We start from the raw sequence: 18,394 nt of genomic DNA, 5'->3' as shown, positions 1-18,394 counted from the left end.
GGGTTCACGACGCCGCCCGCAGATCACGACCGGTGGCGGACAACCGGGCGCAGACGACGCCCGCCGCACCGGTGAGCGGGCCACGGCCGGTACCGGGGGTCCGGCCGCGTTCCAGCGCGGCGGTGAGGTCGCGCTCCGAGCGCATGGCGGCCAGCAGGGGCAGACCGAGGGAGCCGGCGATCTCGTCGGGGGTGAGGCCGCCCGGTGCCGGTCCCCGCACCACCAGCTCGACCACCCGCGCGTGCTCGGCCAGCAGCTCGGCGACCCGGGCCGCGGCGGCGCTGCCCCGCAGCGTCGACGGCACGACCAGGACGGTCAGCTCCGCGGCGCCGATCGCGGCCAGCGCGGCGTCGGTCGGGTACCGCGGCAGGTCGCAGACCACGGTGCCGCCGGCCCGCCGCCCGGAGTCGAGCACCGCGGTGACGGCCGCCGGCTCCGGGCCGTGGGCGGCCCGGGCACAGGACAGCACCGAGAGCGCCGCGCCGCGCGCACCCGCGGTGGGGAGGGCGGCGTGCAGTGCGGCGGCCCGGATCCGCCCGTCCCCGACGGCGAGGTCGGGCCACCGCAGGCCCTGCTCCTGCTCGATCCCCACCAGCAGGTCGAGCCCGCCGCCGAGCGGGTCGCAGTCGACCAGCAACGCATCCCCGGACCGGGCCGCGGTGACCGCGACGGCGGTCGCGAGCACCGAGGCCCCCGCACCACCGCAGCCGCCGACGACGGCGAGGACCCGCCCGGGCCGCCCGGTGGCGCCGGCGCGTTCCCGCGCGTCGTCGAGCAACCCGGCCAGGCCGGCCTCGCCCTGCGGGAGCTGCACCACCCGGTCGGCGCCCAGCACGACGGCCGTGCGCCAGTCGGCGGCCGCCGGTTCCCCGGCCACCGCGATCACCACCCCGTCCCGGCGGGGGAGGCCCGCGTCGTGACAGCGGACGGCCCCGGCCCGGTCGAGCAGGACCACCGCGGCGCCGGCCCACGCCCGCCGGGCGTCGACCGCGTCGGCGGCCCGCAGCGCGTCCATGTCGGCGGCCGCGGCGAGTCGCAGCAGCGCGTCGAGCACGTCCGGGTCGTCGGCCACGATCAGGCAGCGCCGGTCCATGGGGTCCCCCTCCGTCGCGGCCCGCCGGTGCGGGCCCCGACATCGAGCCTGGGGCCGGACGGGCCCCGGAGACGGGTCGACCGCAAACCTGTGGACAACTCGGCGACTCGGGCCGAACCTGTGGATGGATCCGCTCCGGGCGCCCGGAACCGTCGGACCGGTCCGGGAAGATCGAGTCCGGGGGTCCCCAAGACAGGAGACGGGCCGGACGCCGGACATGGGACGGCCCCCGCCAGGGGGATTGGCGAGGGCCGTCGGTGGTTCAGCCCCGGGGGGTCGAGCTGAACCCGCCCGGACCAGGTCCGAGCTCACCCAACTGTAGCCGGAAGTGCCGGTTCGCGCCCATACCTCCGCCGTGGCCTGCGCTGACCGGTCCGGCGGCGCGGGCACCGGAGCGCGCCCGACCGGGTGGTCCACGACGCCACCGACGGGTGGGACCGGGCGGTCGCCGTGTACCCGGTGTCACCGGGTGCCGCTGCGGGGTGAGGCGGGCACCGCCCGTCGCGCGGCCACCGGGATCGGGCACGCTGGACGGGTGCCCGCCCTCCCCACCGACCCCCGACCCGACGTCCCGGCCGATGCGGTGCCGCAGGCGGTGTTCCTCGACCTGGACAACACGCTGATCGCCGGGTCCAGCGCGCTGGCGTTCGCCCGGCCGTTCGCCCGGCACGGGCTGATCGACCGGGCCACCGTGGCGCGCGGTGTGTGGGCGCAGCTGCTGCTGGTGCTCTCCGGCGCCGACGCGGCGACGATGGACACGCTGCGCCGCCGGATGACCCTGATCAGCCGGGGCTGGGAGGTGCGCCGGGTCAGCGAGATCGTCGCGGAGACCCTGCAGGAGGTCGTCGGCCCGCTGGTGTACCCGGAGGCGGTCCGGATGATCGAGCGGTTCCGGGAGCAGGGCTCGGAGATCGTGCTGCTCTCGGCGTCCGGGCTGGAGGTCGTGGAGCCGATCGCCGGGCTGATCGGGATCGAGCGGTTCCGCGCCACCACCATGCGGATCGACGACGGCCGCTACTCCGGCGAGATCGACTTCTACTGCTACGGCGCCGGCAAGGCCGAGGCGGCCCGGGAGATCGCGGCCGAGTCCGGGTTCGACCTGTCGCGCTGCGCGGCCTACACCGACTCGATCACCGACCTGCCGCTGCTCGAGGTGGTCGGGCAGCCCGCCGTCGTCAACCCGGACCGGGAGCTGCGGGCGGTCGCCCGGGAGCGCGGCTGGCCGGTGCTGCGGTTCGTCCGCGCCGCGTCGCGGCGGGACCGGCTGTCCCGGCTGCGCGACCGCCTCTCCGACCGGTTCCCGGCGGACGCGGCCGGAGCGGGCGCGCTCGGCGGGGCCGCCTCGGCGTCGCGGCGGGAGCCGGAGCTGCCGGTGGTGCTCGCGGCCGGCGGGGTCCTCGCGGCGCTCGCGGCCGGGATCCTCCTCGCCCGCCGGAGCCGGTGAACCCGCCGCGGGGGTCCCGTGACCCGCGGCCCCGCGACGGCCGTCCGGGCGAGAGCGCGGAACGGACGGGTGGCCCCGGCGTTCACCCACCGTTGCTGAACCGGTGCACCTGCGCGCGGGTTGTCCGCCACCGCCGGGCAGGACTAGGAACGAGGGCACGGACCCCGGTCAGGCCAGGGGCGGTTCGGAGGAGAAGAGCCCGTCTCCCCCGGCCGGGCTCCGTACGCGAGAGCCGGGTGCTCCACGCCGAGCACGCCGCGGGAGGCATGTCGTCGTGGGCCTGCGCACCGGGACGCCGGGCGCCGAGGCCACCGGACACGACACGTAGTGCACGAACAGGACCCCGGTTCTCGCGTCGGGCCGGGCGGTGCTCTCCGAGGGGCGCCGTCCGGCTCCTTTTCCGCCGGCCGGGTCTCAGGCGGACTGCGCCGCGGCGATCGACAGGCCCTCGCGCGCCCCGGCCTCCCACTCGGTGCAGGTGTGGACGATCCATCCGGTCAGCCCCTCGGCCGACCCGGTGGCGAACGCCTCCGCCGCGGCCCGGTACTCGGTGGGCCGGCGCAGGAATCCGACCTCCGGGACCGACAGGCCACGGGGGTCGAGCCCGGAGGTCATCGCGGTGAGCCGGGCCGCGGCGCGGGCGACGACGCCGTCCGCGGTGCCGAACGGCCGCAGCGTCAGCAGTTCGCCGTGCACGACGGCGACGAGCACCGGCGCCGGCACCGACGTCCCGCCGCCGAGCAGGTCGGCGAGCAGCGACAACCGGCCCGACGCGCCGTCGCGGGGCCGCCCCAGCCGGGCGGTGTGCTCGGCCGCCGGGACGAGATCGGTGGCGGCCAGCACGTGCAGCCGGGCCAGCGCCTGCAGCGGCGCACGCTCCCAGGTCTCGACGAGCCGGGCGCGCTCGTCGGCGATCCGGACCGCGCCCGCCAGTACCGGGTCGGACACGTGGTCGGCGGTGGCCGGCTGCAGCGGGGCGCCGTCCAGCGCCGCCGAGGACCGGGCCGCCCGCAGCGCGGCCTCGGCCGCCGTCGCCGGCCAGCCACGGCGGTTGACCGGCTGGTTGTGCACGCCGGTCGTCGCGTCCCGGGCCCTGGCCACCGCCTCGGGTACGCCGGGCAGCGCCGCGAGCGGGGCGAGCGGGTCCTCCTGGGCGGTGCGAGCCATGCCGTCATGGTGCCAAAGCGACCACCTGTCCGCCCTGACGGTGCGGATGATCTTGCGGTTCACTAGCGTCGGACCGCACACGTGTGCGCACCCCCGTGCGCCCGAGGCCGTTTCCGGGCCCCTATCGCCGCCCCATCGAGGAGGACGCAGGACATGGTCGAATCCGAGAAGAGCAGCGCACTGAGCGCACTGTCCACGGAGAACCGGTCGTTCCCGCCGTCGGAGGAGTTCGCGGCCCAGGCCAACGCCACCGCCGACTGGTACGACCGGGCCGACGCCGACCGCGAGGGTTTCTGGGCCGAGCAGGCGCAGCGCCTGCACTGGACCAAGGAGTGGGACGCGGTCCTCGACTGGCAGCCGCCGTACGCGAAGTGGTTCGTCGGTGGCGAGCTGAACGTCGCATACAACTGCGCCGACCGGCACGTCGACGAGGGCAACGGCGACCGCGTCGCGATCCACTGGGAGGGTGAGCCGGGCGACAGCCGCACGATCACCTACGCCGACCTCAAGGCCGAGGTCTCCAAGACCGCGAACGCGCTGGCCGAGCTGGGCGTCGGCGCCGGCGACCGGGTCGCGATCCAGCTGCCGATGATCCCCGAGGCCATCTTCTCGATGCTGGCCTGCGCCCGGCTGGGCGCGCTGCACAGCGTCGTGTTCGGCGGGTTCTCGCCCGGGGCGCTGAAGGCCCGGATCGAGGACGCCGAGGCGAAGGTCCTCATCACCTCCGACGGCCAGTTCCGCCGCGGCAAGCCGGCGCCGATGAAGGAGAACACCGACCAGGCGGTCGAGGGCACCTCGATCGAGAAGGTCCTCGTCGTCCGCCGGACCGAGACCGAGGTCCCGTGGACCGACGGCCGCGACGTCTGGTGGCACGACGTCGTCGACTCCGCGTCCGAGACGCACACCCCGGAGTCCTTCGACTCCGAGCACCCGCTGTTCATCCTCTACACCTCCGGCACCACCGGGAAGCCGAAGGGCATCCTGCACACCTCCGGCGGGTACCTGACCCAGGCCGCGTACACGCACAACGTCGTGTTCGACCACAAGCCGGGCGAGAGCGTCTACTGGTGCACCGCCGACATCGGCTGGGTCACCGGGCACACCTACATCGTGTACGGCCCGCTGGCGAACGGCGCGACGCAGGTCGTCTACGAGGGCACGCCGAACACCCCGCACGAGGGCCGGCACTGGGAGATCGTCGACAAGTACGGCGTCTCGATCTACTACACGGCGCCGACGCTGATCCGCACGTTCATGAAGTGGGGCGACGACATCCCCGCGAAGTACGACCTCTCGTCGCTGAAGGTCCTCGGCACGGTCGGGGAGCCGATCAACCCCGAGGCCTGGATGTGGTTCCGGGAGAAGATCGGCGGCGAGCGCTGCCCGATCGTCGACACCTGGTGGCAGACCGAGACCGGGGCCCAGATGATCGCGCCGCTGCCCGGCGTGACCGCGGCCAAGCCGGGATCGGCGATGCGGCCGCTGCCGGGGGTCTCGGCCACCGTCGTCGACGACTCCGGGACGCCGGTCGGCAACGGCGAGGGCGGCTACCTCGTGCTGGACCAGCCGTGGCCGTCGATGCTGCGCGGCATCTGGGGCGACGACGAGCGCTACCAGGAGACCTACTGGTCCCGGTTCGCCGAGCAGGGCTACTACTTCGCCGGGGACGGCGCCAAGTACGACGCCGACGGCGCGATCTGGCTGCTCGGCCGGGTCGACGACGTCATGAACATCTCCGGGCACCGCATCTCGACCACCGAGGTGGAGTCGGCGCTGGTCAGCCACCCCACGGTGGCCGAGGCGGCGGTCGTCGGCGCGTCCGACGAGACGACCGGCCAGGGCATCGTCGCGTTCGTGATCCTGCGCGGTGCGTCGGCCACGGACGAGGCGAAGGGCGAGGCGGCGCTCAAGGCGCTGCGCGACCACGTGTCCTCCGAGATCGGCCCGATCGCCAAGCCGCGCCAGATCATGGTCGTGGAGGAGCTGCCGAAGACCCGCTCCGGGAAGATCATGCGCCGGCTGCTGCGCGACGTGGCGGAGAACCGCGAGGTCGGCGACGTCTCGACGCTGGCCGACTCGTCGGTGATGGACATGATCAGCGACGGCATGCAGGACGCCAAGGAGGAGTGATCCCGGCGTGACCGCGTGACGACGTGACGGCCGCGCCGCACAACGATCCACATGTGCACCGCACAATGATCCCCATGTGCACCGCACAATGAACCGCATGGACGACGGCGGGATCGAGGTGCGGCGCGGCTTCGTCGTCCCGGCCCGCGAGCTGCGCTGGCGGTTCTCCCGGGCGTCCGGCCCCGGTGGCCAGTCGGTGAACACCACCGACTCCCGCGCCGAGCTGTCCTTCGACGTCGCGCGCTCCCCGAGCGTGCCCGACGACCTGCGGGAACGGGCGCTGGAACGGCTGGCCGGGCGGCTGGTCGACGGCGTCCTGACGATCACCGCGGCCGAGCACCGCAGCCAGCTCCGGAACCGGGAGGCGGCCCGCGACCGGCTCGCCGCCGTCCTCGGTGAGGCGACCGCGAGCGGCCCGCGCCGCCGTCGTCCCACCCGGCCGACGGCCGGATCGCGGCGCCGCAGGCTCGACGCGAAGACCCGCCGGGGGAACACCAAGCAACTCCGGCGCCGTCCCGACGAGTGAGGATCGAACCCGCCGCCCGGAGCGGCGTGGCGCAGCCGAGCAGGGGCGGTATCCCCGTGGCACGATGGCGGCTCACGCGATCTACAGGCGTCCGGGGACACACCCTCCGGAGGCGGAGGGTGCAGGAGGGTTGACGGTGGCCAGCAACAGCCAGTCCGGTAGCGCGGAGGTTCCGCCCGTCCTGCCCTCGATCCCGCTCTCACCGGAGCCGGGACCGCGCGACGCCTCGCTCGGCGCGCTCGCCAAGGACGTGACGACGCACCTCTCGACGCTGGTCCGCTCCGAGGTGGAGCTGGCCAAGGCCGAGGTCACGGCCGAGGTGAAGAAGGGCGTCCAGGGCAGCGTCTTCTTCGTGATCGCCGCGGTGATCGGGCTGTTCAGCCTGTTCTACCTGTTCTTCACCCTCGCCGAGTTCCTGTCGCTGTGGCTCAACCGTGCGGCCGGTTTCGGGATCACCTTCCTCGTCATGCTGCTGGCCGCGGGGCTCTTCGGCTTCCTCGGCTACCTGCGGGTCCGCAAGATCCGCAAGCCCGAGCGCACGATCGACTCGCTGAAGGACTCCGCGCAGGTGCTGACCCAGCGCGGCCGCGGTGACTCCGGCGGCGACGACCGCGGCGTCCGCGAGCTGTCGGACTCCTCGGCCGGACGGCCCGCCGCGGGCTGAGACGTGTCCGGTGCCCGGCCGGACCCGGCCGTCGTACGGGTCCCGGGGCCGTGGACCCATCGCGCGGTGTCGGCCAACGGCATCCGCATCCACCTCGCCGAACACGGTCCGCAGGACGGGCCGCTGGTCGTCCTGCTGCACGGGTTCCCCGAGTTCTGGTGGACCTGGCGCCACCAGCTGCTCGCACTCGGCGACGCCGGGTACCGCGTGGTCGCCCCGGACCTGCGGGGGTACGGCGACACCGACAAGCCCCCGCGCGGGTACGACCTGTGGACGCTCGCCGGTGACTGCGCCGGGCTGATCCGGGCGCTGGGGGAGCGGCGGGCGCACGTCGCCGGGCACGACTGGGGTGCCGCGATCGCGTGGACGGTCGCGGCGCTGCACCCGCGGCTGGTCGTGTCGCTGACCGGGCTCGGTGCCCCGCACCCGACGACGATGCGCGACGCGCTGCTGCGCGACCCGCTCGGGCAGGGCCGGGCCAGCCGCTACATGGCCGGGTTCCAGCTGCCCCGGGTGCCGGAGCGGTCGCTGCGCGGGACCGACCGGGTCGAGCGGATCATGCGCGGCTGGGCCGGTACCGAGTGGGCCGGCACCGCCGACTTCGCCGAGGCGGTGGCCCGCAACCGGGACGCGATGCGGATCTCCGCGGTCGCGCACTGCGCGCTGGAGTACTACCGGTGGTCGGTGCGGTCGCAGTTCCGCACCGACGGGCGGCGGTTCGCCCGCGAGGTCGACGGGCCGGTCGGCGTCCCCGTCCTGCAGGTGCACGGGGCCGACGACCCGTGCGTGCTGGACTCCACGATGCGGCGCACCGAGCGGCGGGCCGGTGCCGGGTTCACCCACCACGCGCTGCCCGCGACCGGGCACTTCCCGCACCAGGAGCACCCGACCCACGTCAGCACACTGATCGGCGCCCACCTGGCGCGGACCGGCTGAACGACCGGTACACGCATACCGGTTCCCCGGCCCCGGACGTGCACGGATACGCTCCACGACCGTGCGAGTCCTGGTCGTGGGTAACGGCGCGCGAGAGCACGCCATCTCGGTGTCCTTGGCGCAGGATCCGGGGGTGACGGCCCTGGCCTGCGCCCCCGGTAACGCGGGTACGGCGGCCGTCGCGGAGTCCCCGGGTCTGGACGTGGCCGACAACGACGCCGTCGTGGCCCTGGCCCGCAGCTGGCAGGCGGACCTGGTCGTCATCGGTCCGGAGGGGCCGCTGGTGAACGGGGCCGCGGACGCCGTCCGGGCCGCCGGCTTCGCCTGCTTCGGGCCCGGCCGCGAGGCCGCCCGGATCGAGGGGTCGAAGGCGTTCGCCAAGGCCGTGATGAGCGCCGCGGGCGTGCCCACGGCGTCCTCGGTGGTGGTGGACAACCCGGCGCACCTGGAGACCGCGCTCGGCGTGTTCACCCCGCCCTACGTCGTGAAGGACGACAGCCTCGCCGCCGGGAAGGGCGTCGTGGTGTCCCCGGACCTCGAGGTGGCCCGCGCGCACGCGCTGAGCCTGCTCGACGCCGGGCACCCGGCCCTGCTCGAGTCGTTCCTCGACGGTCCCGAGGTGTCGCTGTTCTGCCTGGTCGACGGCGACACCGTGGTCCCGCTGCTGCCGGCCCAGGACTTCAAGCGGGTCGGCGACGACGACACCGGCCCCAACACCGGCGGGATGGGCGCCTACGCGCCCCTGCCGTGGGCCGGTGACGACCTGGCCGCCGACCTCGTCGAGCGGATCGTCCGCCCGGTCGCGGCCGAGCTGGTGAACCGGGGCACGCCGTTCTCCGGCCTGCTCTACGCCGGTCTCGCCATGACGTCGCAGGGGCCGGCCGTCATCGAGTTCAACTGCCGGTTCGGGGACCCCGAGACCCAGGCCGTGCTCGCCCTGCTGCGCACCCCGCTGGCCGGGCTGCTGCACGCCACGGCCACCGGCACCCTGGCCGACCACCCGCCGCTGGAGTGGGCGGACGGGTCCGCGGTGACGGTCGTCGTCGCGGCGGAGGGCTACCCGGCCACCCCCCGGCTCGGTGACGTCGTCACCGGGGCCGACGCCGCGGGCGTGCTGCACGCCGGTACCCGGCGCCGCGACGACGGCGCGGTCGTCTCCTCCGGCGGGCGGGTGCTGTCGGTCGTCGGGACCGGCGCGGACCTCGCCGCGGCCCGCGTCGACGCCTACGCGCGTCTCGAACCGATCCGGCTGGCCGGATCGCACCAGCGGACCGACATCGCGCTGAAGGCCGAGCGCGGCGAGATCCGGGTGCCGGACGCGACCGGGTGACGTTTCCGCGGTGTTGCCGCCGAATGGCCTAGTGACGCTGGTCCTAACGGCGGTGACGTGCGGGTTCCGGTCGGACGGCGGCGCCGGTGTACGGAGCTGGTGAAGACGGGGTAAAACCGGACACCGGAGATTGATCTCCGCCGGTGGATGACGGAATCGTCCTGGTCACGACGGGCACAGCCGGTGCCCGCGAGTCACAGGAGGATCCACCATGGCCACCGCTCCCCGCCGCCGCCGCACCCTCGCGATCGTGGGCGCCGCGATCGCCGCGCCGCTCGCCACCCTGGCCTTCACCGGTTCGGCCCAGGCCGCCGAGCTGACCCCGGTCGCCGAGTACCTCGACGAGACCGTCGCCGACACCGACGCCCAGATCGGCGCCGTGGTCGACGCCCTGGGCTTCGAGGCGGAGTAACCCTCCCCTCGGCCGGGGTCACTCATGGAGCTTCGGCCCGGTGTGGCCGGGCTCGAGCTCCATGAGTGCATCGGCTGGTGGGGTGAGCACCGACCCGTGCGCCCGGCCTGGGCTCCCGGCCGGGCGCACGGTGCTCCGGTGGGCGGGTGCGTTGCACCGCGGGGCAGTGGCGGGCCGGTGCGCAGCCGGGCCGCCTACCCTGGGGTCGTGACCGGATCCACCGCTGCACAGTTCACCGTCGCGGCCCGCGCCGCCGTCGCCCCGTTCCACGTGATGGACGTCTGGGCCGCCGCCGCCGAGCGCGAACGTACCCACGGTGACCTGGTGAACCTCTCCGCCGGGCAGCCGTCCACCCCGGCACCGGAACCGGTGCGGGCCGCCGCGGCGGCGGCGTTGCAGGAGCAGGTGCTCGGCTACACCGTCGCCCCCGGCATCCGGGAGCTGCGCGAGGCCGTCTCCGGTCACTACCGCCGCACCCGCGGCCTGGAGATCGACCCGTCCGAGGTCGTCGTCACGACCGGGTCGTCCGGCGGCTTCCTGCTGGCCTTCCTGTCCGCGTTCGACGCCGGGGACCGCGTCGCGCTGGCCAGGCCCGGCTACCCCTGCTACCGCAACATCCTCTCCGCGCTCGGCTGCGAGGTCGTGGAGCTCCCGTGCGGGCCGCAGACCCGGTTCCAGCCGACGGTGGAGATGCTCGACGCCCTGGACGAGCCGGTGAAGGGCCTGATCCTCGCCAGCCCGGCCAACCCGACCGGGACGATCCTGGAACCGGCCGAGCTGGCGGCGCTCGCCACGTACTGCGAGGACCGCGGGATCCAGCTGATCAGCGACGAGATCTACCACGGCATCACGTTCGCGGGCAGCCCCGCGACGGCGTCGGCGCGGGAGACCTCCGGCGAGGCCGTGCTCGTCAACTCGTTCTCCAAGTACTTCTCGATGACCGGCTGGCGGCTCGGCTGGCTGGTGTGCCCGCCACGGCTGCGCCGCACGGTCGAGGGGCTGGCCGGCAACTTCACCGTCTGCCCGCCCGCGTTGCCGCAGCACGCGGCGATCGCGGCGTTCGACGAGGTCAGCTACGCCGAGGCGGACGCGCACGTGGTCCGCTACGGGCACAACCGCGACCTGCTGCTCGGCGGGCTGCCCGCGCTCGGCATCGAGCGGCTCGCCCCGGCCGACGGCGCGTTCTACGTCTACGCCGACGTCGGGCACCTGCTGCGCCCCGGCGAGGACTCGATGGGGCTGACCTACCGGCTGCTCGCCGAGACCGGCATCGCGGTCGCCCCTGGACAGGACTTCGACCCGGTCGACGGCGGGAACTACATCCGGTTCTCCTGCGCGGGTGCGTCCGAGACGATCGTCGAGGCCCTCGACCGGCTGCGCGCCTGGATCTGAGCCCCGCTCACAGCACCAGCTCGGGTTTCACCGTCGCCGGGGTCCACACCCGCTGCCGCCGCGCCGCCAGCGTGGCGACGAGCACGGCGAGCGCGAACCACCCGGCCAGCACCGGGACCGCGGTCCCGACGACCCCGGCCAGCTCACCGCCGTACATGAGGTGCCGCAACGCGTCGACCGCGTAGCCCATCGGCATCAGGTAGTGCACCGGGTAGAGCGGTTCCGGGATCGTCTGCCAGGGGAACGTCCCGCCCGCCGAGACCAGCTGCAGCACCATCAGCACCAGGCCGAGGAACTGCCCGACGCTGCCCAGCCAGGCGTTGAGCGCGTGCACGATCGCGGTGAAGACGACCGAGACCAGGCAGAGGAACCCGTACGTCGCGAGCGGGTGCACCGGCGTGATGCCCAGGGCGAACACGACGACGGCGTACATGCCCGTCACCTGGGCCACACCCAGCAGGCCGGCCGGGATCCAGCCGCCGAGCGCGACCCGCAGCGGGCTCTGACCGGCCGCGATCGCCCGCCGCGACAACGGCTGGACCAGCAGGAACAGCACGTAGCCGCCGATCCAGGTGGCGAGCGCCATGAAGAACGGTGCGAGCCCGGCGCCGTAGGTGTCGGCCTGGGTGTACGCGACGTCGCGGGTGGCGACCGGGTCGCCGATGGTGCGGGCGGTGGCGTCGCGGACGCCCGGCTCCGGGTTCGGGATCTGCCCGAGACCGTCGGCCAGGCCGTCGCGCAACCGGCCGGCCCCGTCCGCGAGCTCGCCGGTGCCCGAGTCGAGCTGGTGCGCGCCGGCGGCGAGCCGGTCGGTGCCCTCCACGGCGGTGCGCTCGCCGTCGGTGAGCTGCTGCGCGCCGGTGCGCAGGGCGGTCGCCCCGGTGGACAGCTGCGTCGCGCCGTCGGCGAGCCGTCGCACGCCGCCGGACAGCTCGGACGCCCCGTCGCGCAGCGTGCCCGCGCCGTCGGCGGCGCTCGCGATCCCCGAGCTCAGCTGCGGCGCGGACCCGGCGAGCTGCTCCGCACCGTCCGCGACCTGCCGGGCGCCCGAGCCGAGCCGGTCGAGCTGGCCGGAGACCTGCTGGACACGCTCGTTGCCCTGCTGCAGCGGCTGCTTCGCGGTGGCGAGCGCGGCCAGCGCCTGCTGCACCTGCTCCTCGGTGAACCCACGCTCGCGCAGCGCGGCCGCGATCGCGCCGTCGGCGGCGTCGAGGTCCGCGGCCAGTCGTGCGCTCTCCTGTGCGACCCGGTCCCCGGCGTCGGCCAGCTGGGCGTTGCCGTCGGCGACCTGCCGGGCGCCGCCGGCGAGCCGGCGGGACTGCTGGGGCAGCTCGGCAGTGGCGTCGCGCAGTGTCCCGAGACCGGTCGCCAGCTCACCGGCGCCCGCCCCGAGCCGGTCCGCGCCGGCCGCCGCGGTGCCCGCCCCGCCGGCGAGCGTGCCCGCCCCGGTGGCGAGCTCGCCCGCCCCGCCGGAGAGCTGCTGGGCGCCGCCGAGCAGGCGGCGCTGGCCGGACGCCAGCTCGTCCGCCCCGGAGGCCAGCTGCGCGGCACCGTCGTGCGCCCGGGTCGCGCCGGACGCCAGCTCGCCCGCGCCGTTCGCGGCCTCCTGGGTCTTGGCGTAGATCGTCGAGAAGCCGGTGAGGAAGGTGTCCGCGGCCTCGGTGCCGACCTGCTGCGCCACCGACTGGCGCACCTTCGTGGTGAGGGTGTCGGCGATCGTGCGGACCAGGTAGTTGTTGGCGTCGTTGGTGGTCAGCACCATGACGCCCTGGCGGGGCGCGAGGTCCGCCGACGACCGCAGGGCCGCGGTGAAGTCGCGGGGCAGGGTCAGCGCGAAGGTGTAGGAGCTGTCGCGGACGCCGCGGTCGGCGTCGGCGGCCGACACCCGGTGGAAGTCGAACGAGCCGGACTCCTCCAGGTTGCGGGCGACCTCCTCGCCGACGTTCTGCGGGTCGCCGTCCGCGTCGGTCCCGCCCGCGTCCTCGACGACGAGCGCGGCCGGGACCCGGTCGAGGCGGGAGTACGGGTCGCCGTTGGCGTAGAGGTAGAAACCCGCGTAGAGCATCGGGACCAGCAGCAGGGCCAGTACGGCCAGCACCGGCAGGCGTCCGGCGGTGATCCGCCGCAGCTCGCTGACGGCCATCCGGATCGCGCTCATCGGGTCTGCTCCGGATCGTCGGTGGTGCCGGCCGGGATGCGGGGGATCGGGCGGGTGTGCCGCCCGGCGCTCTCGACGACCGGGTCCGGGCCGTGACCGCCGAGGCGCACGACGGGGACGCCGAGCAGCGCCGCCGTGCTCTCCGCGCAGGTCACGACCACGGCGAGGCCCGCACCGGCCTGCTCGCACGCCACCTGCCACCAGGCCGCCGGGGTCCCGCCGTGCCGGTCCGGTGCGGTCAGGACGAGCACCTCCGTACCCGGCCGGGACGCGGCGAGCCCGGTCATCAGCGTGATCCGGACCGGTGCCGGGACGTCCTCGAACCGGGTCCGGGCCCACTGTCCGGCACCGCGCTCGTCGAGCCAGGCCACGACGGAGCGGGGGAGGGTGCCGCGCCCGGCCATCGCCAGCTCCTCGCCGACGACGGTGCGCAGCGGCAGCACCGGCTCCGGCTCGCTCACCCCGGGGGTGTCGACGACGGCGACGGCGCGGCGCAGGCGGTCGGCGGTGTCGCCGCCGTCCAGGGTGACCCGGCCGGTGCTCGGGCGCATCCGCCCGGCCAGGCACAGGGCGAGCGCGGTGTGCCCGGATCCGGGCGGCCCGGCGACGACCACGACGCGGCCGCGCGGGGCGTGCAGCGAGGTCGGTTCGAGCAGTGGCCCGTGCGCCCCGCGGACGGAGACGCCGTCGGCGACGATCCCCTCGGGGAGGGCGGCTCCGGTGGGTGCGCCGGAGTCGGGTTCAGGTGCTTCAGGGCAGGTCATGACGGTCCCGGGTCGGTGGCGGAAGCCTAGGCGGGCGCCCGCTCCGGCGTCCGGCCGTCACCCAGTCTGGACCCGATCGTGCGGCCCGACTTGGCCTCGCGCGACACCGGTTTGACCCTGCGCGACAGTGTGACCGGGGGTACCGGGGGTACCGGGACCTCAGGCGAGGGCGGAGCGCGGCGGCTCCGGCGGCTCCCGGTGCCGGGAGAACTCGGCGGGCGGCCCGCCGGGCGATCCGGTGCTGGACGGGCCGACCTCGCCGATCCGGTCCAGCGCGGCGGCGACGTGCCGCTCGGTCAGGTCCCGGTGGGTCATCAGCCGCAGCTTCCCGGCGATCGCACCGGCCCGCACACCCCGCTCGCCGAACGCGGCGATCGTGCCGCGCAGGTCGGCGACGTCCATCAGGACGATGTTGGTCTGCGGCTCGCGGACCCGCCAGCCCCGCTCGCGCAGGCCCGCGGCCAGCGCGGTGGCGAGCTCGTGGTCCTCGGCGAGGCGGTCGACGTCCTCCAGTGCGACGAGGCCGGCCGCGGCCATGATCCCGCCCTGCCGGACACCGCCGCCGAGCATCTTGCGCAGCCGTCGGGCGTGCCCGACGAACTCGGCCGAGCCCGCGACGACCGATCCGACCGGCGCCCCGAGCCCCTTGCTCAGGCACACCGACACGGTGTCCGCGCCGACGGTCAGCGCCCCGGGCGGGACCCCGAGCGCGACGGCGGCGTTCCAGAGCCGGGCCCCGTCGAGGTGCACGCCGAGCCGGGCCGCCCGGGCCGCCGCGGCGACCGCGGCGTGCTCCTCCGGTGCGGTGACGGTGCCACCGGCGGAGTTGTGCGTGTTCTCCAGGCAGAGCAGGACCGCGCGCAGCGAGGTGTAGGAGCCGTCGGAGTCCGCGGCCGCCCGCCGGACGGCGTGCGGGGTCACCTTGCCCGGCCCGCCGTCGTGCGGGAGCGGGCGTGGCATCCCGCCGGCCAGCCAGGCCGCCGTCCCGAGCTCGAAGTCGAGGACGTGCGCGCCCTGCGGGGCGAGGAAGGACTCGCCGCGGCCGAGCCTGCTCATCAGCGCGATCAGGTTCGCCATCGACCCGGTCGGTGTCCACAGCGCGTCGGCGGCGCCGAGCAGGCCGGCGACCCGCCCCTCCAGCTCGCGCATCGTGGGGTCGCGGTCGAGGACGTCGTCGGCCACATCGGCGTCGGCCATCGCCTTGCGCATCGCCGTGGTCGGTGCGGTGACGGTGTCCGAGCGGAGGTCGATCGGCTCGGCCGGGTCGACGCCGGAGGCGGAGCCGCGCAGGGTGCTGCGCGACGCGCGACGGCTGCGGGGTGACGGACGCACGCTCCCAGTGTCGTGCATCGCGGCCCCGGACGACACAGCAGGGTCACGAAAAGGTTACGACAGTGCCCCCGTCGAGCATGTGACATGGGGACGAATATCGGAACTGGCTCGTAAGACGGGCCGTCCACCGTGCAGGATATGCGGGTGGCAGCCCCGGGCAAGCAGACCGAGAAGGGCGAGCGGCGCCGTGCGCAGCTCGTCGCGGCCGCTGCCGATCTCCTCGCCGAGGGTGGTTTCGAGGCGATCCGGCACCGCGCCGTCGCCGAGCGTGCCGGGGTGCCGCTGGCCGCCACGACGTACTACTTCTCCTCGCTGGAGGATCTCGTCGGCGCCGGCCTGGAGAAGCTGGGCCGCGAGGAGCTGGCCGCCGTCCGCGCGAGCCTCGACGCGGGGGAGGACCCGGAGGGTGTCGTCCTCGACCTGATCCTCGGACCGCGGTCGCGGACCGAGGGCCTCGACGCCGTGCAGCGCCGGTTCGAGCGGCTGATCGGGTCCGGCCGGCGGCCGTTCCTGGCCGGGCTGCTGCGGGGTCAGCGGGTCGACTTCGACGCCCTGCTCGACGAGGCGCTCGCCCGGATGGTCGGGCGGGTCCCGGACGCCGGGGAGGTGCGCCGGGTGACCGCGCTGGTCGACGGCGTGGTCATCAACGCGCTGATCGAGGCCGATCCGGATCCGCGCGGCATCGCCCGCGAGGCCCTGCGGGACGCGCTCACGGTCGTGTGAGCCCCGGCTCCCGGCGACCGTGACGGCCGGACCGGCCATTACCATCGCGCCACGTGATCCCCAACGTGCTGGCCGCGCGCTACGCGAGCCCGGAGCTGGTCCGTCTCTGGTCGCCGGAGTACAAGATCCAGCTGGAGCGACGGCTCTGGATCGCGGTCCTGCGCGCCCAGCGCGACCTCGGGATCGACGTGCCCGAGCAGGTCGTCGCGGACTACGAGGCCGTCGTCGGCGAGGTCGACCTCGCGAGCATCGCCGAGCGCGAGCGTGTGACCCGGCACGACGTGAAGGCCCGGATCGAGGAGTTCAACGCCCTCGCCGGACACGAGCACGTGCACAAGGGCATGACCAGCCGCGACCTCACCGAGAACGTCGAGCAGCTGCAGATCCGGCTGTCGCTGGAGCTGGTCGCGGAGCGCACGGTGGCGCTGCTCGCCCGGCTCGGCCGCCGTGCGGGCGAGTACGCGGAGCTGGTCATGGCCGGGCGCAGCCACAACGTCGCCGCGCAGACCACCACGCTGGGCAAGCGGTTCGCCTCCGCGGCCGACGAGCTGCTGGTCGCGCACGCCCGGCTGGAGGACCTGCGCTCGCGCTACCCTCTGCGCGGCGTCAAGGGCCCGATGGGCACCAGCCAGGACATGCTGGACCTGCTCGACGGCGACGCGGCCAAGCTGGACGACCTGGAGCGCAGGGTGGCCGAGCACCTCGGGTTCGCCGAGGCGTTCACCAGCGTCGGGCAGGTCTACCCGCGCTCGCTGGACCACGACGTCGTCTCCGCGCTGGTGCAGCTGGCCGCGGCGCCGTCCTCGCTGGCGACGACGATCCGGCTGATGGCCGGTGCCGAGCTCGCCACCGAGGGCTTCGCGCCCGGCCAGGTCGGGTCGAGCGCCATGCCGCACAAGATGAACGCGCGTTCCGCGGAACGCATCAACGGCCTGATGGTCGTCCTGCGCGGGCTCTCGGTGATGACCGCGGAGCTTGCCGGTGCGCAGTGGAACGAGGGCGACGTCAGCTGCTCGGTGGTGCGCCGGGTCGCGCTGCCGGACGCGTTCTTCGCCCTCGACGGGCTCTACGAGACCGCGCTGACCGTGCTCGACGAGTTCGGCGCCTATCCCGCCGTCATCGCCCGCGAGCTGGACCGCTACCTGCCGTTCCTCACGACGACGGCGGTGCTGATGGCCGCCGTCCGCGCCGGGGTCGGCCGGGAGACCGCGCACGAGGTGATCAAGGAGCACGCGGTGGCCGTCGCGCTCGCCATGCGCGAGCAGGGCCAGGGCGACAACGACCTGCTGGAGCGCCTGGTCGCCGACGAGCGGCTCGGCCTGCCCGCCGGCACCCTCGACGGGCTGCTCGACGACCCGCTGCGGTTCACCGGAGCGGCGTCCGCCCAGGTCGCGGCCGTGAACGGGAAGATCGCCGCGATCACCGCGACGCAGCCGGAGGCCGCGGCCTACACGCCGGGAGGGATCCTGTGAAGCTGGTCCACTCCGGGAAGGTCCGCGAGCTCTACCTCGACGGGTCGACGGACCCGGCCGAGCTGCTGCTCGTCGCCTCCGACCGGTTGTCGATCTACGACGTGGTGCTCCCGACGCCGGTGCCGGACAAGGGCGCGATCCTCACCGCGCTCTCGCTGTACTGGTTCGACCGGACCGCGGACCTGGTGGGCAACCACGTCCTCGGCACGCACGACGTGCCGGAGGAGTTCGCCGGTCGCGCGGTGCGCTGCCGCCCGCTGCAGATGCTGCCGGTGGAGTGCATCGCCCGCGGCTACCTCACCGGCCTGGGCCTGCAGGAGTACCGGCGCACCGGCGCGGTCTCCGGCGTCGCGCTCCCGGCCGGGCTGGTCGAGGGCTCGCAGCTGCCCGAGCCGATCTTCACCCCGACCACCAAGGCGCCGGGCGGTGAGCACGACGAGTTCATGACGTTCGACGACGTCGTCGCGCTCGTCGGTGCGGACACCGCCGCCCGGCTGCGGGACCTCACCCTGGAGGTCTACCGGCGGGGTGCGGCGTCCGCGGCCGAGGGCGGGATCCTGGTCGCCGACACCAAGCTGGAGTTCGGCCGGGACGCCGCCTGGGAGATCGTCCTGGGCGACGAGGTGCTGACCCCGGACTCGTCGCGCTTCTGGCCCGCGGACTCCTACGAGCCGGGGCGGGCGCAGTTCTCCTTCGACAAGCAGTACGTCCGGGACTGGTCCGCCGGCCTGGACTGGGACCGGACCGCGCCGGGGCCCGAGGTGCCGGACGAGGTGGTCGGGGCGGTGCACGACCGCTACGCCGAGGTGTACCGCCGGATCACCGGGACGCCGTGGCGGTCGCGGGGCTGA

16 protein-coding genes are annotated in these 18,394 nt (G+C 74.9%); 11 read left to right on the top strand and 5 right to left on the bottom strand.

Annotation, left to right across the window (positions count from 1 at the left end; translation table 11 throughout):
* Window positions 1-4: 4 nt before the first annotated feature.
* Window positions 5-1,093: a septum site-determining protein Ssd gene (gene ssd, locus AFB00_RS09240; protein WP_068796885.1), complete on the bottom strand. Its 1,089-nt coding sequence runs from the start codon at window positions 1,091-1,093 to the stop codon at window positions 5-7.
* 535 nt (window positions 1,094-1,628) lie between these two features.
* Here ssd and AFB00_RS09235 point away from each other — a divergent pair.
* Entirely contained in the window at window positions 1,629-2,537 is a 909-nt protein-coding gene (locus AFB00_RS09235) for an HAD family hydrolase (RefSeq protein ID WP_068800146.1), read from the top strand.
* Window positions 2,538-2,951: 414 nt separating this feature from the next.
* Here the strand turns inward: AFB00_RS09235 and AFB00_RS09230 are convergent, their stop codons facing one another.
* On the bottom strand, window positions 2,952-3,704 hold the full coding sequence (locus tag AFB00_RS09230; protein WP_068796884.1) for an oxidoreductase: 753 nt from the start codon (window positions 3,702-3,704) through the stop codon (window positions 2,952-2,954).
* Window positions 3,705-3,857: 153 nt separating this feature from the next.
* On the opposite strand from AFB00_RS09230, the gene acs reads away from it, so the two are divergent.
* The 7 genes from acs (at window position 3,858) to AFB00_RS09195 (ending at window position 11,094) form a co-directional block, all read left to right on the top strand.
* Window positions 3,858-5,834, top strand: coding sequence for an acetate--CoA ligase (acs, locus tag AFB00_RS09225; RefSeq protein ID WP_068796883.1), 1,977 nt, complete (start codon window positions 3,858-3,860; stop codon window positions 5,832-5,834).
* Between the two features lie 97 nt (window positions 5,835-5,931).
* Window positions 5,932-6,360 carry an alternative ribosome rescue aminoacyl-tRNA hydrolase ArfB gene (gene arfB, locus AFB00_RS09220; protein ID WP_068800145.1) on the top strand — a complete coding sequence of 143 codons (429 nt, stop codon included), beginning with the start codon at window positions 5,932-5,934 and terminating at the stop codon, window positions 6,358-6,360.
* Window positions 6,361-6,490: 130 nt separating this feature from the next.
* Complete coding sequence (locus AFB00_RS09215) at window positions 6,491-7,024, top strand: phage holin family protein (protein ID WP_068796882.1); 534 nt, start codon at window positions 6,491-6,493, stop codon at window positions 7,022-7,024.
* 3 nt (window positions 7,025-7,027) lie between these two features.
* A complete protein-coding gene (locus AFB00_RS09210) occupies window positions 7,028-7,960 on the top strand; it encodes an alpha/beta fold hydrolase (protein ID WP_068796881.1) in 933 nt (310 codons plus the stop codon).
* A gap of 61 nt (window positions 7,961-8,021) precedes the next feature.
* Window positions 8,022-9,290, top strand: a complete 1,269-nt coding sequence (purD, locus tag AFB00_RS09205) for a phosphoribosylamine--glycine ligase (protein WP_068796880.1) — start codon at window positions 8,022-8,024, stop codon at window positions 9,288-9,290.
* A gap of 211 nt (window positions 9,291-9,501) precedes the next feature.
* Window positions 9,502-9,702 (top strand): hypothetical protein, encoded by a 201-nt coding sequence (locus AFB00_RS09200; protein ID WP_068796879.1) that lies wholly within the window; start codon window positions 9,502-9,504, stop codon window positions 9,700-9,702.
* 207 nt (window positions 9,703-9,909) lie between these two features.
* Window positions 9,910-11,094, top strand: a complete 1,185-nt coding sequence (locus AFB00_RS09195; RefSeq protein WP_231974293.1) for a pyridoxal phosphate-dependent aminotransferase — start codon at window positions 9,910-9,912, stop codon at window positions 11,092-11,094.
* Window positions 11,095-11,101: 7 nt separating this feature from the next.
* Here the strand turns inward: AFB00_RS09195 and AFB00_RS09190 are convergent, their stop codons facing one another.
* From AFB00_RS09190 to AFB00_RS09180, 3 genes are all read right to left on the bottom strand, one after another.
* Window positions 11,102-13,252: a YhgE/Pip domain-containing protein gene (locus AFB00_RS09190; RefSeq protein ID WP_068796878.1), complete on the bottom strand. Its 2,151-nt coding sequence runs from the start codon at window positions 13,250-13,252 to the stop codon at window positions 11,102-11,104.
* Window positions 13,249-14,016: an ATP-binding cassette domain-containing protein gene (locus AFB00_RS09185; protein WP_068796877.1), complete on the bottom strand. Its 768-nt coding sequence runs from the start codon at window positions 14,014-14,016 to the stop codon at window positions 13,249-13,251. Before AFB00_RS09185 ends, AFB00_RS09190 begins: the two co-directional genes overlap by 4 nt.
* Window positions 14,017-14,175: 159 nt before the next feature.
* On the bottom strand, window positions 14,176-15,348 hold the full coding sequence (locus AFB00_RS09180) for a threonine aldolase family protein (protein WP_442965850.1): 1,173 nt from the start codon (window positions 15,346-15,348) through the stop codon (window positions 14,176-14,178).
* A gap of 138 nt (window positions 15,349-15,486) precedes the next feature.
* Between AFB00_RS09180 and AFB00_RS09175 the strand changes: the two genes are divergently transcribed.
* The 3 genes from AFB00_RS09175 to AFB00_RS09165 are packed head-to-tail and all read left to right on the top strand — an operon-like array spanning window position 15,487 to window position 18,394.
* On the top strand, window positions 15,487-16,071 hold the full coding sequence (locus AFB00_RS09175; protein WP_068796876.1) for a TetR/AcrR family transcriptional regulator: 585 nt from the start codon (window positions 15,487-15,489) through the stop codon (window positions 16,069-16,071).
* Window positions 16,072-16,124: 53 nt separating this feature from the next.
* The gene (gene purB / locus AFB00_RS09170; protein WP_068796875.1) at window positions 16,125-17,543 is read left to right on the top strand and encodes an adenylosuccinate lyase; all 1,419 of its coding nucleotides are present in this window, start codon (window positions 16,125-16,127) and stop codon (window positions 17,541-17,543) included.
* Complete coding sequence (locus AFB00_RS09165) at window positions 17,540-18,394, top strand: phosphoribosylaminoimidazolesuccinocarboxamide synthase (protein ID WP_068796874.1); 855 nt, start codon at window positions 17,540-17,542, stop codon at window positions 18,392-18,394. Before purB ends, AFB00_RS09165 begins: the two co-directional genes overlap by 4 nt.

Origin of the sequence: Pseudonocardia sp. HH130630-07 (assembly GCF_001698125.1) — a bacterium.
Lineage (GTDB): Bacteria > Actinomycetota > Actinomycetes > Mycobacteriales > Pseudonocardiaceae > Pseudonocardia.
This window is presented reverse-complemented; position numbering and strand designations above follow the sequence as displayed.

What these genes read in the sequence shown, in the direction of transcription:
- acs (WP_068796883.1), top strand. Translation starts at nt 3,858, where the DNA reads ATGGTCGAATCCGAGAAGAGCAGCGCACTGAGCGCACTGTCCACGGAG.
- AFB00_RS09230 (WP_068796884.1), bottom strand. Translation starts at nt 3,704, where the DNA reads ATGGCTCGCACCGCCCAGGAGGACCCGCTCGCCCCGCTCGCGGCGCTG.
- ssd (WP_068796885.1), bottom strand. Translation starts at nt 1,093, where the DNA reads ATGGACCGGCGCTGCCTGATCGTGGCCGACGACCCGGACGTGCTCGAC.
- AFB00_RS09200 (WP_068796879.1), top strand. Translation starts at nt 9,502, where the DNA reads ATGGCCACCGCTCCCCGCCGCCGCCGCACCCTCGCGATCGTGGGCGCC.
- arfB (WP_068800145.1), top strand. Translation starts at nt 5,932, where the DNA reads ATGGACGACGGCGGGATCGAGGTGCGGCGCGGCTTCGTCGTCCCGGCC.
- AFB00_RS09185 (WP_068796877.1), bottom strand. Translation starts at nt 14,016, where the DNA reads ATGACCTGCCCTGAAGCACCTGAACCCGACTCCGGCGCACCCACCGGA.
- AFB00_RS09190 (WP_068796878.1), bottom strand. Translation starts at nt 13,252, where the DNA reads ATGAGCGCGATCCGGATGGCCGTCAGCGAGCTGCGGCGGATCACCGCC.
- AFB00_RS09175 (WP_068796876.1), top strand. Translation starts at nt 15,487, where the DNA reads ATGCGGGTGGCAGCCCCGGGCAAGCAGACCGAGAAGGGCGAGCGGCGC.